Source organism: Mesorhizobium sp. B1-1-6, assembly GCF_006443035.1.
GTDB lineage: Bacteria > Pseudomonadota > Alphaproteobacteria > Rhizobiales > Rhizobiaceae > Mesorhizobium.
This window is the reverse complement of record NZ_VFWR01000007.1, coordinates 308987-324954: the sequence shown is the minus strand read 5'-3', so window position 1 is coordinate 324954 and position 15968 is coordinate 308987. Positions and strand designations below refer to the sequence as shown.

Annotated in this window: 16 protein-coding genes; 11 read left to right on the top strand and 5 right to left on the bottom strand. The window is 63.7% G+C overall.

The genetic code is table 11. The features are described from left to right. Positions 1-4 precede the first annotated feature (4 nt). A complete protein-coding gene (locus FJ979_RS16755; protein ID WP_140522223.1) occupies positions 5-259 on the top strand; it encodes a cytochrome C oxidase subunit IV family protein in 255 nt (84 codons plus the stop codon). A 28-nt stretch (positions 260-287) separates the two neighbouring features. Here FJ979_RS16755 and FJ979_RS16750 read toward each other — a convergent pair whose 3' ends face one another. After that, positions 288-725, bottom strand: a complete 438-nt coding sequence (locus FJ979_RS16750; RefSeq protein WP_140496123.1) for a GFA family protein — start codon at positions 723-725, stop codon at positions 288-290. A gap of 642 nt (positions 726-1367) precedes the next feature. On the opposite strand from FJ979_RS16750, the gene FJ979_RS16740 reads away from it, so the two are divergent. From FJ979_RS16740 to FJ979_RS16695, 10 genes are all read left to right on the top strand, one after another. Beyond that, positions 1368-2903, top strand: coding sequence for a sugar ABC transporter ATP-binding protein (locus FJ979_RS16740; protein ID WP_140582232.1), 1536 nt, complete (start codon positions 1368-1370; stop codon positions 2901-2903). Continuing rightward, positions 2900-3892, top strand: coding sequence for an ABC transporter permease (locus FJ979_RS16735; RefSeq protein WP_140518011.1), 993 nt, complete (start codon positions 2900-2902; stop codon positions 3890-3892). Before FJ979_RS16740 ends, FJ979_RS16735 begins: the two co-directional genes overlap by 4 nt. Further along, entirely contained in the window at positions 3889-4917 is a 1029-nt protein-coding gene (locus FJ979_RS16730) for an ABC transporter permease (protein WP_181168600.1), read from the top strand. Before FJ979_RS16735 ends, FJ979_RS16730 begins: the two co-directional genes overlap by 4 nt. A 102-nt stretch (positions 4918-5019) precedes the next feature. Then, positions 5020-6240, top strand: a complete 1221-nt coding sequence (locus tag FJ979_RS16725; protein ID WP_224518896.1) for a sugar ABC transporter substrate-binding protein — start codon at positions 5020-5022, stop codon at positions 6238-6240. A 65-nt stretch (positions 6241-6305) separates the two neighbouring features. After that, positions 6306-7595 carry a histidinol dehydrogenase gene (gene hisD, locus FJ979_RS16720; protein ID WP_140518013.1) on the top strand — a complete coding sequence of 430 codons (1290 nt, stop codon included), beginning with the start codon at positions 6306-6308 and terminating at the stop codon, positions 7593-7595. A gap of 23 nt (positions 7596-7618) precedes the next feature. Next, entirely contained in the window at positions 7619-8662 is a 1044-nt protein-coding gene (locus FJ979_RS16715; protein ID WP_140496117.1) for a LacI family DNA-binding transcriptional regulator, read from the top strand. Beyond that, the gene (locus FJ979_RS16710; RefSeq protein WP_140556173.1) at positions 8655-9272 is read left to right on the top strand and encodes a hypothetical protein; all 618 of its coding nucleotides are present in this window, start codon (positions 8655-8657) and stop codon (positions 9270-9272) included. The genes FJ979_RS16715 and FJ979_RS16710 overlap by 8 nt, the downstream gene beginning before the upstream one ends. Further along, on the top strand, positions 9244-10119 hold the full coding sequence (locus FJ979_RS16705; protein WP_140496115.1) for an N-acyl homoserine lactonase family protein: 876 nt from the start codon (positions 9244-9246) through the stop codon (positions 10117-10119). Before FJ979_RS16710 ends, FJ979_RS16705 begins: the two co-directional genes overlap by 29 nt. After that, positions 10119-11057 carry a 3-hydroxyacyl-CoA dehydrogenase gene (locus tag FJ979_RS16700; RefSeq protein WP_246674166.1) on the top strand — a complete coding sequence of 313 codons (939 nt, stop codon included), beginning with the start codon at positions 10119-10121 and terminating at the stop codon, positions 11055-11057. Before FJ979_RS16705 ends, FJ979_RS16700 begins: the two co-directional genes overlap by 1 nt. Before the next feature lie 16 nt (positions 11058-11073). Beyond that, a complete protein-coding gene (locus tag FJ979_RS16695; RefSeq protein ID WP_140556170.1) occupies positions 11074-11823 on the top strand; it encodes an SDR family oxidoreductase in 750 nt (249 codons plus the stop codon). Between the two features lie 96 nt (positions 11824-11919). Here the strand turns inward: FJ979_RS16695 and FJ979_RS16690 are convergent, their stop codons facing one another. Genes FJ979_RS16690 through FJ979_RS16675 form a run of 4 tightly spaced genes read right to left on the bottom strand, consistent with a single transcriptional unit; the run spans position 11920 to position 15968 of the window. Then, entirely contained in the window at positions 11920-13056 is a 1137-nt protein-coding gene (locus tag FJ979_RS16690) for a succinylglutamate desuccinylase/aspartoacylase family protein (protein WP_181168601.1), read from the bottom strand. Further along, the gene (locus FJ979_RS16685) at positions 13046-14062 is read right to left on the bottom strand and encodes an ABC transporter ATP-binding protein (RefSeq protein ID WP_140582229.1); all 1017 of its coding nucleotides are present in this window, start codon (positions 14060-14062) and stop codon (positions 13046-13048) included. The genes FJ979_RS16690 and FJ979_RS16685 overlap by 11 nt, the downstream gene beginning before the upstream one ends. Continuing rightward, complete coding sequence (locus FJ979_RS16680) at positions 14059-15078, bottom strand: ABC transporter ATP-binding protein (protein WP_140582226.1); 1020 nt, start codon at positions 15076-15078, stop codon at positions 14059-14061. Before FJ979_RS16680 ends, FJ979_RS16685 begins: the two co-directional genes overlap by 4 nt. Beyond that, entirely contained in the window at positions 15075-15968 is an 894-nt protein-coding gene (locus FJ979_RS16675) for an ABC transporter permease (protein ID WP_224680319.1), read from the bottom strand. Before FJ979_RS16675 ends, FJ979_RS16680 begins: the two co-directional genes overlap by 4 nt.

The following is a 15968-nucleotide window of genomic DNA, read 5'->3' as shown; positions in this document are numbered from 1 at the left end:
GACGATGAGCGACCTCGCCAAGCTCACATTCGCCTATCTCGCGCTGCTCGCCTTGCTGGCGCTTACCGTCGGCTCTTCGTTTGTCGACCTCGGTGGGTTCAATTCCGCGATCAACCTTGCCGCGGCGGCTGCCAAGACAGTGGTGATCGCGCTGCTGTTCATGCATCTGGCGGGCGAGGGCATCCTCCCCAGGCTCGCGGTCGCGGCGGTGGGCCTGTGGCTGGCCATTCTCTTTGGCCTGACCCTGATCGGGCAATAGCCTGCGGGGCCTAGTGTGGCGCGCGTCATCAACGGTCACGCGGATTGCCCAAGGCTGGATCGCGGCGCCTCGTGTAGCCGTCGACGCGCGGCAAGCCGTCGGCCATTTCGATGAATGGCAGGCGCATATCCCAATAGGCCTGTGCCTGTGGCGGAAACCGCTCCGGAGCGTCCATGAAGCCGATCGAGACATAGAGTTCGTCACGCAGGCCTTCGTCGGCGTAGAAGATCGAGGTACCGCAATCGGCGCAGAAGGAGCGGACGACCCCCTTCGTCTTCGAAAAGGTCTTCGGCTTCCCGGCGGTCAGCTCGACCTGGTGCGGACGATAGCCGATCCAGATGGTCATAGGTCCGCCGATCGCCCGCCGGCAATCGTCGTCATGGTCGAAGCAGGTCCAGAAGGGCTCTCCTTCCATCACCGCCGTGACGGCACCGCAGAAACAATGTCCGCGCTCGATGCGAGCCATGTTGCTGCCCGTTGTCAGAGACTGTCGGTCGTCAGGACGGCGCTTCCGCTGCGGTCGAGCATGAATTTTCTCCGAAGCTGTTGGGGGATCTGATCCTGCGGGGTCAACGCAGCGCCGCCAAATTGGTTTCCGGCCATAGGAGCGGCGGCGGATTCAAATCTGCGCTTCCGGCCTAGCCGCTGGAACCTGCCGGTCGAACCCAGGTTAATGACTGTGCCAAAGGAGGACCGGCCATGACTGGAAGCGAAAATCGCCGCGAGACTGGTGCCACCAAATATCCGGCCAGGAGCGACGGCGATCCCGCCGATTCATTCTCCCAGGACGCCGCAGGCAACAAGCCGCCGGCGTCCGGGCAAGGCCTGACGCGCCCTTCAGGCGAGGTGAATGAGAAAACGCATCAGTCCGAGGGGCAGAATCCATCCCGGCGGGCGCCCCCCGACCAGCCGCCCAGAAAAGGCGCCGGCTCAGCCACTTCTGAGCACTCAAAAGACGGCCAAGTGCCGCCCGGAGGCCGGGAGCCTGGTGCGTTCGACAAGAAATGAACGATTCACAATTGACAAGCCGGCGGTGCTTGTGGATTAGTGAGAACGTTCTCAGAGAACGTTCTCACCGCTGCGGCGGACTTACCTTTTGGGAGGAGGTATGGGTACCGACGAGATCCGGCTGGCTGTTCGCATCGCGAATATTGCAAAATCCTACGGACCCACAGTCGCACTCGATTCCGTCTCCATTGATCTGCGGCCAGGGGAAGTCCATGCGCTGTTGGGCGAGAACGGCGCCGGCAAATCGACGCTCGTGAAAATCCTCAGCGGCGTCGTGACGCCTGACGGCGGATCCATGTCGATCTTCGGCAAGCCTTATGCGCCGCGTGGCACCATCGATGCGCGGGCGCAGGGCGTGGCGACGGCCTTTCAGGAACTCAGCCTGCTGCCGAATCTCGGCATCGCCGAGAATCTCGTGCTGCCGAAAATGCCGAAGGGAAAGCTAGGTCTCGTCTCGCGCCGCACCGCCACGGCATCAGCTGGCAAGGTTCTTAACGACTACGCTCTCTCCCACTTTGATCCTGACACGCCCGTCGGCGTGCTTTCGCTTTCGGATCGTCAGCGGCTTGAGATCGTGCGCGCCTTCACCCATGCCTCGAAGCTCTTGATCCTCGATGAGCCGACGGCCGCGCTGGCGGACGTCGAATGGCTGTTTGAGCTCGTGCGCCGGCAGAAGAACCTGCAGACCGCCATCCTCTACATTTCCCACCGCCTCGGCGAGGTGCGCACCCTGTGTTCGCGCGCCACCATCCTGCGCAATGGCCGCAGCATCGGCACCGTCGAGTTGTCCGGCGCTTCGGACGCGAACATTTTCGAGATGATGGTCGGCCGAAGCGCGCGTGAGACGACCGCCTCGCAGCCTTTGGTCGCCGACACCGCGCCCGTCGCGCTCAGCGTTCGGGGCCTCTCCGGCGGCATTTTGCGCGACGTGTCGTTTGATGTCAGGCGAGGTGAGATCGTCGGCATCGCCGCGCTCGAGGGGCAGGGCCAGCGCGACCTGTTCAGGACGATGATCGGCCTCTCCAAGGCGAAAAGCGGCGGCATCGAGATCGACGGCGTGCCCGCCCAGATCGCTAGCCCGGGCGCCGCGCTCCATTTCGGCAACGGCCTTGCCTACCTGCCGGAGGACCGCAAGTCGGAAGGGATTTTCGCCGGCCTCAGCACCGCCAGCAACATGGTGTTGCCTATCATTTCGCGTATCGCGCAGGGTGGCGTCGTCTGGCCGGCCAGCGAGCGTCGCATTGCGAAAAAAACCGCTGAGGCGGTCGAACTGCAGGAGCGCTATCTGCAGTTCAAGATCGATGAGCTTTCCGGTGGCAACCAGCAGAAGGCGCTTCTGGCGCGCGTCATGATGACGGGTGCGCGCACTCTACTGCTTTTCGATCCGACGCGTGGAGTCGATGTCGGAACCAAGCAGTCGATCTACGAGGCGATCCGGAAGTTCGCTGCCGATGGCGGCTCGGTGCTCTTTTACTCGTCCGAACTGCCGGAACTCGTCCATCTCGCGCATCGCTGCATGGTGCTCTATGGCGGCCGCGTCTTCGCCGAATATCAGGGCGATGCCATCGATGAGCCGACTATCGTCGGCGCGCTGATCGGCCACGCTGCGGGCGCGGTGAATGGAGTGGCCGCATGACCGCGGTCCAGGCAAATCCCGCGCCCCGCCGCTCCGCGTTATGGAGGGCTGTCATCAGCGGCACCGGCATCGTGGCGATGATCTATGTCCTGCTTTATGCGCTCTACGCGTTCTGGCAACCGGATGCGCTTTCGGTCTACACCTTCACCGATCTCGTCAACAACTCGACGCCATTGGCGCTCGCGGCAGCGGGCGAGACGCTGGTCGTCATCAGCCGCGGCTTCGACTTGTCCGTCGCAGGCGTCGTCTCGCTGACCAATGTGCTGATGGCGGTCTATCCGTTCGATGGTCCGGGCGGTGCGCTGGCCAGCCTCCTGATGTGCTGTGCGATCGGCGGTGCCGTCGGGGCAATCAACGGCATTCTCGTGGCCAGGCTTGGGCTGCAGACCATCGCGGCGACGCTCGGCACGATGATCGTCTGCCAGGGGCTTGCGCTGGTTATCCTGGACGCGCCTGGCGGTATGGTTGCCGACTTCGTCACCTACACGCTGACCGACACCCTGTTCGGTATCATCCCGATCGCCGGGCTGTTTCTGGTTGCCACCATCGCGCTTTGGCTTGCCTTCCGGCGGACCAATACCGGGATCGGCCTCTATGCGATCGGCGCCGACGAGCAGTCGGCTCGCTTCTCCGGCGTGCCCGTCGCAGGGGTACGCATCACGGCCTTTGTCGGCGCCGGCATCCTCTACGGCGTCGCCGGCTTCATGCTGAGCGCCCAGACGGCGACAGGAAATCCGACAGCCGGCACGCCATTCCTGATGCTCACCTTTGCCGCGGTGGCGCTCGGCGGCACGCCGTTGAGCGGCGGCCGAGGCAGCCTCGTTGGCTCGATCCTGGGCGCCGGTACGCTGATGCTTTTGCAGAAGGTGCTTTTCTCGGGTGGGGTCTCGTCCTTCTACACCGGCATATTCCAAGGTTTCGTGCTGGTGCTTGCGATCGTGTTCGGCAGCGCCGTGGCGCGCCTGCTCAAGAAGGAAGAGATCCGGTGAACGCGCATAAGGACGTCGCAACGCGTTTCGAGGCCAATTCCGACCGGCGCGGCAGGCAAAGGCTCGACCGGGAGGTGGTGAATACGTTTGTGGTGTTTGGGCTGAGTGTCGTGCTTGTGGTGTGCTCGCGCTTCATCAGTCCGGCGCTGGGTTCCTGGGATCAGGTGCTGACGGTTCTTATCCTCGCGTCCTTCCTGATCGTTTTGTCGTTCGGGCAAGGGCTCGTCATCCTGATCGGCGGGCTCGACCTATCGGTCCCCGCCCTCATCACGCTCGGCGGCGTGTTGACGACGACTTGGATTGGTAGCGGCAACGCCGGCATCTGGTACATGCTGCCGGCCATTCTGGTCATTTGCGCGCTGGTCGGCACGATCAGCGGACTGGGAATTGTCTGGCTGAAGGTTCCTCCCTTCATCATGACCATGGCGACCTCGATCGTCGTGGCTTCGGTGGCGCTGGGCTATACCAGCGGGACGCCGCGCGGCGGTTCCCCGTCCGTCTTGCTATGGCTGATGAAGGAATGGTTCCTCGGCGTGCCGCTGGTCATCTACTTCACCGTCGTTTTCATCCTGTTCGGCTGGTTCTTGCAGAACTTCACTGCGCTCGGCCGCCGGCTCTACGCCCTTGGCACCAACAGGAACGCCGCCCTTATCGCCGGCGTCGCTGTCAATCGGCTCGAGCTCGCCCCCTATGCGATCAGTGCCACCTGCGCAGGGTTCGTCGGCATGATGCTGGTGGGCTATTCGAACGGGGCGACGCTGAGGATGGGTGACAGCTACATGCTGCCTTCCATCGCTGCCGTCGTGGTCGGCGGCTCCTCGATCCTCGGCGGCAGCGGAACTTTCATCGGGACGGTCGGCGGCGCAATTCTTCTGACGACGCTTGGCACGGTTATCTCCGCCATCGGCCTCAACGAAGGATGGCGCACCGTCATAGAGGGCGCAATCATTGTCGCCGCCCTGCTGGTGCTGCGCGGTGAATTCCTGGCCCATCTCGGAAATCGAATGCTGACGCGGAGGAAGTGACCATGCCTGTGCGTGAAATGCGTTTGTCCAATTGTGAGAACGTTCTCACAAGCTCTGGTCCGGCACCTGCAAGGGCCAAATTCCAACGGGAGGTTGATCGAAATGAGGCTGTTAAAAAGACTGGGACTGGCCGCGTCGCTGACGCTTGCCACCGCCATGGGCGTTGGGGCGGTTGTCGACCATGCCCAAGCGCAGGACAAGAAGTTCAAGATATATCTGTCGCTGAGCTACAGCGGCAATTCGTGGCAGTCGGAGGCCGCGAACATCGTCAAGGCGTTGGCGCAGACGCCGCCCTACGACAAGACCGTGGAGCTGAAGGAAGTCATCTCGGGAACCGACCCCCAGGCTCAGATCTCGGCCTATGAAAGCATGATACAGGCTGGCGCCGACGGCATCATCAGCTTCCCGATCTCGTCGACGGCGCTGAACCGCACCGTCCATCGCGGCTGCCAGAAGGGCGTGCTCTTCTTCATGTACGACGCCACGGTGACCGAGCCTTGCGCCTACAATGTCAGCTATATCACCGCAGGCTTCGGCGAGAATACCGCCCAGGCCTTGGTCAACATCCTGGGAGGCAAGGGCAAGATCTTCCTGAGCCGTGGCGTCCCGGGCAACTCGGTGGATAAGCGCCACACCGACGGCGCGATGCACATTTTCAACCAGTATCCCGGCATCAAGGTCGTCGCGGAATACTACTCCTACTGGGATGACCGCACCACGCAGCAGGAGACAGCCAAGGCTCTCGCGGCGCATCCCGACGTCGACGGCATCTGGGCTCAGGCAGGCGAATATGGCGCCGTACAAGCGCTGCTCGACAAGGGCAACAAACTGGTTCCGATGACCGGCGAGAACTCGGACGGTTTTCGTCTCGGACTGGCAGACCCGAAGATGCAAGGCATGGGTCTCAAGGGTGTGTCCGCCGGTTCGCCGCCTGCTACGTCAGGCTATGCCTTCAAGCTGATGATGGAGATCCTGACCAAGAAGCGCGACCTGAAGCCGATGAACATCGAGTACCCGCTGCCTTGGGTGCCAGCGGATCAAGTAAAACCCTGCAAAGGCGATACCTTCGCCGACGGGTGCAATGTTTTCCCGTCCGACAAGGTCCCGAGTTCCTTCGTCACCGAGGTCTTCAATCCCGATTTGCTGCCGGAACTGTCGCTGCAGTCGGCGCTCGAGGGCAAGCCAACACCAGGAGCGACCATTCAGGCATTGCCTGCGGACGTGAAGCAGGCGCCCGATGCCCCTGGCATCAACTGCTCATCGTGCAAGGCTCCGGCCGACGAATACAAGCTCACCAAGATCGAGCCGACGGTAAAACCCTGACGATCAGCAATGCAACAGGTGGACGGCATCCTGCCGCCCACCTGACTCAACATAAGGATGAGAATATGCCGACTTTTCTGAAACGGGGCAGGGATCCCGAAGCTGTCGCCCAGAGCGATGCGGCCGTCCGGACGACCGTCGAGACGATCCTTGCCGACATAGAAAAGCGAGGCGATACCGCTGTCCGGGAGTTGTCGGAGCGTTTCGACAAATGGTCGCCGCCAAGCTTCCGGCTCAGCGACAGCGAGATCGAGCAGGCGATGTCCAAGGTGTCGGCAAGCGACATCGAGGATATTCGCTTCGCCCAGGCCCAGGTTCGCAATTTCGCCGAGAAGCAGCGCGCCTGCCTCCAGGACCTCGAAGTGGAAACGCTTCCCGGCGTTGTCCTCGGCCACAAGAACATTCCCGTGGAAACAGTCGGCTGCTACGTGCCGGGCGGGAAATACCCGATGGTCGCCTCCGCGCATATGAGCGTGGTGACGGCCAAGGTCGCCGGGGTGAAGAAGATCATCGCCTGCGCGCCGCCGTTCCAGGGCGGTCCGCATCCGGCTATCGTGGCCGCGATGCACATGGCCGGCGCGGACGAGATCTACGTTCTGGGCGGTGTGCAGGCCGTCGGCGCCATGGCGCTCGGAACCGAAACCATCGGGCGCGTCGACATGCTCGTCGGTCCTGGCAATGCCTTCGTCGCTGAAGCCAAGCGGCAATTGTACGGCCGTATCGGCATCGACCTGTTCGCCGGCCCGACCGAGACGCTGGTCATTGCCGACGACAGTGTCGACGGCGAGATCTGCGCGACCGATCTGCTCGGCCAGGCCGAGCATGGTCCGACCAGTCCCGCCGTGCTTTTGACAAATTCGGAGAGGCTCGCGCGCGACACCCTGGCCGAGATCGAGCGGCAGCTGAAGATCCTGCCGACCGCCGAGATCGCCGCCAAGGCATGGGCGGACTATGGCGAAGTGATCGTCTGCGCTTCCTACGAGGAAATGGTCGCGGAGGCCGACCGGATCGCATCCGAGCACGTCCAGGTCATGACGCGCGATCCGGACTACTTCCTCGACAACATGCGCAATTACGGCGCTCTGTTTCTGGGAGCGCGTACGAATGTTGCCTATGGCGACAAGGTCATCGGCACCAACCATACGCTGCCGACCAAGAAGGCGGCCCGTTACACAGGCGGTTTGTGGGTTGGCAAGTTCATCAAGACCTGCACCTATCAGCGCGTTCTGACCGACGAAGCGAGCGCCATGATAGGCGAGTACTGTTCGCGCCTGTGTGTCCTCGAGGGATTCTATGGGCATGCCGAGCAGGCCAACATCCGGGTCCGCCGCTATGGAGGTCGCAACCAGGCCTAAGCCAGCGCGCCAACGGAGTTTTCATGTCGATCATCGCCCGCAACAAGAACAGCAAGCCCCGCCTGACCGTGAAGGATCTGGCGCGCGATCTCGGCATGTCTGTTTCGACCGTATCCAGGGCCTTTCACGCCGATGCCGTGATCGCCAAGAATACGCGGGACCTGGTGCTGAACCGTGCGAGGGAGATCGGCTATTCGCCGAACCCTTTCGCGCGCAGCCTCATCACCAAGAAGACGCGTATCGTGGGTATTGTCGTCGCGGACATCAAGAACCCGTTCTATCCGGAAGTGCTGACGCGGCTGACCACCGCCCTTCGTGCCATCGACATGAACGTGATGCTCGTCGCCGCCGACCAGTCGGGAGACGTCGACCAGGCGCTACGCCTGCTGCTCAACTACCAGCCAGATCTTGCCATCATCCTGGCGGCCACCCTGTCTTCGGCGGCCGCGCAGGAATGCCGTAGGGCCGGCACTCCGGTGATCTTTTTCAACCGACTCTCGGCCGACGACCACGCGTTCGGCATTTCCTGCGACAATATACTCGGCGGCCGCAGCATCGCCGACTATCTCGTCGATACCGGCCACCGGCGCCTGGCCTACATCGCCGCCTTGCCCGATGCCTCCACCAATGTCGCACGCCACAGGGGCTTCAGCGAACGCGCCGTCGAGCGTGGCCTCGCCGCGCCGATAGTTATCGAGGCAGGCCAGTTCAGCTATCACGCCGGCTACGAAGCGGCGCGCAAGCTGCGTGACCTGAAAGAGGTTCCCGACGGTGTCTTCTGCGCCAACGACATTCTCGCCATTGGCTTTCTCGACGGCGTGCGGCGAGAGCTGGCGCTCGGCGTGCCGGACGACATTTCGATCGTCGGCTTCGACGATATCGAGATGGCCCACTGGCCTTCGCACGGGCTGACGACCGTCCGGCAGCCCATTGACCAGATGCTCGAGGCCACGGTCAGCCTGGCGAAGGAATTGAGCACGAATTCCGGCCGGGAGCCGATCGTTCAACTAATCCCGCCCGGCGCGGTGATCGAGCGCGCGACGACGCGAAAAAGGCACCATGGCTGATATCCCGGGAAAGCGCTTCTTCGAGCGGGCGGTAAGCGTCCACCGCTATGACTGCGAGGTCGTCGCGGCGCCCCATGTCTCCGTCACCGGAAGCGAGGAACCCGTCGCCACCGTCAACGATGCCGCGTTGGCCGACGAAGCCATCGTCCGCTACGTCGTGGCAACCCGCCCCGTCTACGAAGGCCTGCGCCGGCTGATCGGCCAACTCGCTGGCCTGCTGGTCCTGGCTCAGGCCGGCGGACGCCGCGACGTGCTCGATCTGCCTGACATTCCGGTGGCCCGCGAACGGTGGACGGAGGTGGAGCAGCGGCTGGGCGCCTTGCACGCGCCGCATGGGCTCGAAAGCCATTGCGCGCGTCTGGGGGCCGCCCATGCAATGCTGGGCGAGGTCCTGGACGATTTCGGTTCGGCCCGACTGCGGCGCGACTGGCAGCAGGAGCTCGACCGGGCCGGGGAGAGGATCAAACGCGCCTACGCCGGGCTGCAGGCGGCGTCGGAACCGCGGGCCGGTATGACGCCGGTCGATTTCAATCACGCCTGCTGCAGCTGTGCGCAGCGTTGGCGACAACAGGGAGGAAGCAATGAGCCAATATTCGATCTGGGTGCTTGAGTACAGCTACGTCAGCAACTACCACAAGAGCGGCGTGCTCTACGGCGCCCACAACCAGGGTTACGTCAAGCTTCCCTACTGCTACGCGCTGATCAAGGGCAACGGTCGCGTTGCGATGGTCGATGTCGGCTACAACAACAAGGACTACGGCAAGCATCTCGCCGACAAATTTGGCGTCGAGAACTGGCACTCGCCCGAGGCCGTTCTTGGCGAAATCGGCCTCTCGCCAAAGAGCGTCGACACGGTTTTCGTCACGCACGCGCATTTCGACCATTTCGGCAATGTCGAGGACTTCCCGAATGCGACCTTCTACATCCAGGAGAGGGAGATCGCGAAGTGGGTCTGGGCGATGTCGCTGCCGGATCGCATGCGCTGGATGAACGTAGCCGTCGACCCGGGCGACATCGTGCGCGGCGTCGACCTGGCCCGTCAGAAGCGGTTGGTGACGATCGACGGAGCGAAACAGGACGTCCTGCCCGACATCGATCTCCATGCCGCCTTTGACAGCCATACCTACGGATCGATGTGGGTCACCGTGCGCAACGGCAAGGACGACACCTGGGTGCTGGCTGGCGATCTGGTCTACGTCTTCGATAACATCGAGGGCTCGGGAGCTGCCGTCGATATCGAGACGCTCTACGTTCCGGTGGGGCTTGCGGTCGGCAGCCAGACCAATCTCGTTCTCGCCACCGAGGAGATGATGAAGCAGGTGGGCCACGAGGCACGGCGGGTCATTCCCATCCACGAAGAGCGGTTGAAGGACCGGTTCCCATCCCGCATCACTCAGGATGGCCTGCGGATCACCGAAATTTGCCTCGCGGACGGCGAGACGTCACGGGTGCAATGATGGATGCAATCCGCAAAGTCGCCATTGTCGGTGCCGGACTGGTCGGCCGTGGCTGGGCGATCGTCTTCGCCCGGGCCGGCCATGATGTGACCATCTATGACGGCAGCGCCGACATCCGCGCCGCGGTGCTCGACAAGATCCGGGCCAGCCTTGCCGATATGCAAGAGGCCGGGCTGGTAGATGCCGTCGATGCAGTCATGCGGCGGCTGAACGTTGTCGATACGCTGGAGGGTGCGGTAGCGGATGCCGACTACATCCAGGAGTCGGTGCTGGAAGTGCGCGACATCAAGGAGGCGGTCTGTCTGGAGATTGACCGGGCGATGCGGCCCGACGCGGTCGTAGGCAGCTCCAGCTCCGGCATTCCGGCCTCGGCCTTCACCGGGTCCTGTGCCAACCGCCGGCGTTTTCTCGTCGCTCATCCCGTCAATCCACCGCATTTGATCCCGTTGGTGGAACTGGTCCCGGCGCCCTGGACCGACGCGGAGGCCGTTGCGTGGCTGCGGGTGCAGATGGAGGCCGTAGGGCAGGCTGCCGTGATCGTGCGCAAGGAAGTCGAAGGGTTCGTCCTCAACCGGCTTCAGGGGGCATTGCTGAACGAAGCCTGGGCCCTGCTCGAGGAGGGCGTGGCAAGTGCCGCCGATATCGACCTTACGGTGTCGCATGGGCTCGGCTACCGGTGGTCCTTCATGGGGCCTTTCGAGACGATCGATCTGAATGCGCCCGGCGGGATCGCGGACTACGCGAGACGTCTGGGACCGCTCTACCATTCGATCGCCCTCGCCAGGCGCGATCCGGCCCCCTGGTCGGAAGGGCTGGTTGCCAAGGCCGAGGAAGCGCGCCGCGAAAAGTTGTCAGCATCCCAACTCGCCGAACGCAGCGCCTGGCGCGACCGCAATCTAATGGCGCTGGCCGCCCATAAGCGAAGCACCGGGGTTTGACACTCAGGAGACGGCCATGACAGCCACACTCACAGGCAAGGTTGCCCTGGTCACTGGAGCAACCGGCGGCATCGGCGCGCGGATCGTATCCAGGCTTGCTGCGGAAGGGGCTTCGGTTGTCATCGGCTACAACCGTTCGCGGCAGACGGCCGACGATCTGGTTTCGTCATTGGCGTACGGCGATCACTTCGTCGCCGAGGCGACCGTGACGGACAGCGATTGCCTCGCGCGCCTCGCTGGTCAGATCGAGAAAAGCTTTGGCCGGCTGGATGTCCTGGTCAATTGCGCCGGGACAACCCGCTTCGTGCCACATCCGGATCTCGACAGCCTGGACGATGAATTGATCGACCGCATCTTCAGCGTCAACGTGCGCGGTGTGATTGCTGCGACGCGGGCCATGCGGCCGCTGCTCGATCGCACCGGCAGCGGGGTTGTTGTCAACATCTCGTCGATCGCAGGGGTCACCGCCATGGGAAGCAACGTCGCCTATTGTGCGTCGAAAGCCGCTGTCGATAATCTGACCAAGTCGCTGGCGCGTGCCCTGGCCCCGAGAATCAGGGTCGTGTCGGTCTCGCCCGGCGTCGTCGACACCGACTTCATCAAGGGCCGTGACGAATCCTGGCGGGACGAACAGGCAAGCCGGACGCCGCTGGGGCGGCTGGGCACGCCCGACGATGTCGCCGAGGCGGTTTTGGCGGCTGCGACCCATCTCCGTTTCGTGACCGGCGTTATCATTCCGGTCGACGGCGGTCGGCCCCTGGCCTAGAGCCCGGGACAGGATCAGGTCGAACGGACCTCGTTTCTACGCGTGGCCGCCAATCATCGATCTGCGGTCAAGAAGTGCCCGCGCCCGCTGATCGATCTAATCCTCCAGCAGATAGCCTGTCCGGTGGGCGAGGGGCTTTTGGCCCACCACCTTGGCAATGACCTGATTGGCGGCGACAAGTTTCTTCAGCCTTCGCGTCACCACGAGCCCGTCGGTGCGCGCCCGTACCGTCACGCGCGCCTCGCGGCCCAGCGAAGAAGGCACGATGATGTCCGCGATCGGCTGTCCACAAGTGACGCGTTCACCCAGTTCGGCGCGGTAGACGATGACACCGAAAGCGGGCGTGCGAACCACATCGCACGCATCGAAGCCGGTGATCTCGCAAAGCGCGGCGGGCGGCAGGCCCGCTTGCCCCGCGACGTAGCCGCGGCGGCGAAGCACGTTGAGCAAGGCGGAAGCGTCAGCCGACGCCATCTCATCACTGATGTCGATGAAGCCGCGCAGTTCCACCGTCGCGGCGAGGCAGCCGATCGGGATCACCTTATCGGGAAGGGCAGCCGCAAGCCTGATCCAGGGCTCGACGCTTGCTTCGGCGAAGGTTGAGCCGCCCGACGAACCCTGTGAGAACACCGCCCGGCAACCGAGTTCCCGCGCAAGGTCGGACAATTCGGCCGAGATCTCGGGCCGCACGAACAGATGCATCAGCCCTTCGTCGTCGCAGTGCAGATCCAGCACAAGATCGGAATCGAAAGCCTCGCGTGCCAAGGCGGTGTAAAGGGAATCGACAGGCTGCCCTGCGCCGCGTTCGTCGAGAATTTCGCGAATCGTGCTGCGGATGAGCACCGTGTTGTCGTCGGCGCTGCTTCCGAGCCGATCGGCAAGTCGGATGGTCAATTCGCCGGCGACATCAGGCCATTTGCGGTTGAAATTCCGGCCGCTGGCCAGATCGTAACGCCCCAGATGATCGCCATTGACGAACTGCGCCAGGCCGAGCGGGTTGGCGTAGGGAACGACGACGATCTGGCCCCGGATTTCGCCGCGCGCGTCGGCGGCGTCAAGCTGCTCGACCAGATGGTGTAACACCAGCAGGCCGGGCGCTTCGTCGGCATGCAGCGCGGCATGTATGTAGGCTTTCGGGCGCGCGTCGGCGGCACCATACCGGATGATGCGCACGCTGTGTTGGCTGCCCGGCGTGCCGTTGGCAAGAGGAACATCGAGGATTTCACGAGACATTGGTGGCTCCGGCGAGCGCACGTTCCGATAGCGGGAAGTGGCAATTGAAGACATGGCGGGGATCTTCCCGGTCGGCTGCCCGGGACGGGAAGACGCTTTTGCAGATGCCCTGCGCATAGCGGCAGCGGGTGTGAAACTCGCAGCCCGCTGGGCGCGTCATCAGGCTCGGCACCTCGCCGCTGAGCTCGACCCTGTCGAGCACGGCGTCCGGGTCGGGTTCCGGATTGGCCGACAGCAACGCCTCCGTGTAGGGGTGGCGCGGCTGCGTGAATATCCGCTCAGTCGAGCCGACCTCGATGAAGCGGCCGAGATACATGATCGCCATGCGATCGGTCATGTGGCGCACGACATTGAGATTATGCGTGATGATGAGAATGGCGATGCCGAGTTCGCCCTGCAAGCGTCCAAGCAGATTGAGGACTTCACCCTGAACGGACACGTCCAGTCCCGCGGTCGGCTCGTCGGCGATGATAAGATCGGGTTGCAATGCAAGGGCCCGCGCCACGCCGACGCGGCGCGCCTGGCCTCCGGAAAGCTGGTGTGGATATCGCCGCCCGAAGTCGGCGGGCAGGCCGACCATGTTGAGCAGGCGTTCCGCTTCGGCGGCGGGGTCGCGGCCGGTAACGCCGTGAATGCGGAAAGGCTCCATCAGCAGCGAGCGTACAGTGAGGCGCGGCGACAGCGATCCGACCGGATCCTGGAACATCATCGCCATGCGCCGAAGATGCGGCTTGCGCTCCGTCGGGGCGAGGCCGTTCAGCACCTGACCATCGAAGCGTATCGTGCCGCCCGTCGGCGGCCGGAGGCCCATGATGGTGCGGGCGATGGTGGATTTTCCCGACCCGCTTTCGCCGACGAGGCCGAGCGTTTCGCCTTTGCGGATCTCGAAGGAAACGCCGCAGACGGCGTCCACGAACGGGTTCTTAACGCCGCTGGCGAGCGCCTTCAGCGCGCCCATGGTGCGGAAGCGTACGCGAAGATCCTCGACTGAAAGCAGGGGGCTCATGCCGGCGCCACCAACGTGTCGTCGAGGCGATGGCAGCGTGCGGTGTGCGTTGCGCCGATAGCGCACTGGACAGGACTGTCATCCACGCACCGGGTAAAGGCTTGCGGGCAGCGCCGACGGAAGATGCAACCCGCCTGGGTACCGAGGAGGCTCGGCACCTCGCCTGGGATCGTCGGCAACTGGCGGGTGCGTTGCCGGATGCGTCCGGGATCACATTCGAGCAGCGCGCGCGTATAGGGATGCCCCGGTCGGCGGAAGATGTCGCGCACGGTGCCGTATTCGACCACCTCGCCCGCATACATGACCGCCACCCGGTCGCAGAGCTCGGCGACAGCGCCGAGGTGGTGAGAGACGAACAGGATCGAGCAGCCGATCTCCTTTTGCAGCTCTTTCAACAGATGGATGATCTGCACCTCCAGCGTCGCGTCGAGCGCTGTGGTCGGTTCGTCCGCGATGAGCAGCGCCGGCTTCACCAGCAGCGCCATCGCGATGCAGATACGCTGGCGCATGCCGCCGGAAAACTCGTGCGGATAGCCGCCGATGCGGCTCTCCGGGTCCGGAATGCCGACCCGATGGAGCATATCCAGCGCGCGCTGGCGCTTGGTCCGGTGCGAGCCGCCCTCGTGATGCTGGACATCGATCATCTGGCTTTCGATGCTGCGCACCGGGTTCAACGCCGTCATCGGATCCTGGAAGATCATCGACATGCGGTTGCCGAGCAAGCCGCGCCGCTCCGCCGGAGGCATGCCGAGCAGGTCGCGCCCCTCGAACAGGATGGCGCCGTTCACCATCTCCGCATTTTCCGCCAGCAGCCCCATCACGGCATAGGCGAGCGTCGATTTGCCCGAACCGCTTTCGCCGACGATGCCAACCACTTCGCCCGCCGACACGTCGATATGGATATCGCGCAGTGCATGGGCGCGACCGCGCGGCGTGCCGAAATCGAGAGACAGACCGCGGATCGCCAGAAGCGGGTCGCGGTTTGGAGAATGTCTTGCCTGAGCGCCGGTGTTCATAGGTCTTTCCGAAGCTTGGGGTCGAAAATGTCGCGCAGCGCCTCGCCGAGGAAAGTGAAGCCCAGCGTGGTTATGACGATCGGGATGCCGCCGGCGATCACCAGCCACACCGTCTTGTGGATATAGCCATAGCCGTCACTGAGGATGGTTCCCCAGTCCGGCGTCGGCGGACGGACACCCATGCCTAGGAAGCTCATGCCGGCCTCCAGCGTGATGACCAGCGGAACATCCATGCTGACCAGGATCAGCAGCGGCCCGATCACATTGGGTAGCACGTGCACGGCAAGGATGCGCACGATGCCGGCGCCCATGGCGCGCTCCGCAGTGATGAACTCGCTCTCGCGCAGTGCGTGGGCCTGCGTGCGCACCACGCGCGCATAGATCGGCACGGACGTGATCGCGACGACGAAGATGACGCTGGCAAGGCTCGGCCCGAGCAGCGTCACCACTGCCAAGGCGAAGATGATGACCGGAAAGGAGCGGATCGTGTCGAAGACCAGCAGCAGCAGATTGTCCAGCCAGCGCGGACCGAAGGCGGCGATGAGGCCGAGCACAAGCCCTGCGCTGAGCGAGGCGCCCAACGAGACGAAGGCGACGAGCAGCGCGATCCTTCCGCCCATGACGACCCGCGAGAAGACATCGCGTCCCAACTGATCGGTGCCGAGAAGAAAATGCAAAGAGGGCGGCGCCAGCCGGGGCCCAACCATGATCTTGATCGGATCGTAAGGCACGATCCAGGTGGCGAAGACCGCAGTCACCACCATCAGCACGACCAGCACGGCGCCCATCATGCCGAGCGGAGACTTGCGCAATTGCCGCAGGAACATGGCGGCCGCGCCCTGCCCGCTGCGTTCATCGACCGCCTCGCGAATGAGTTGAACTTCGGACAC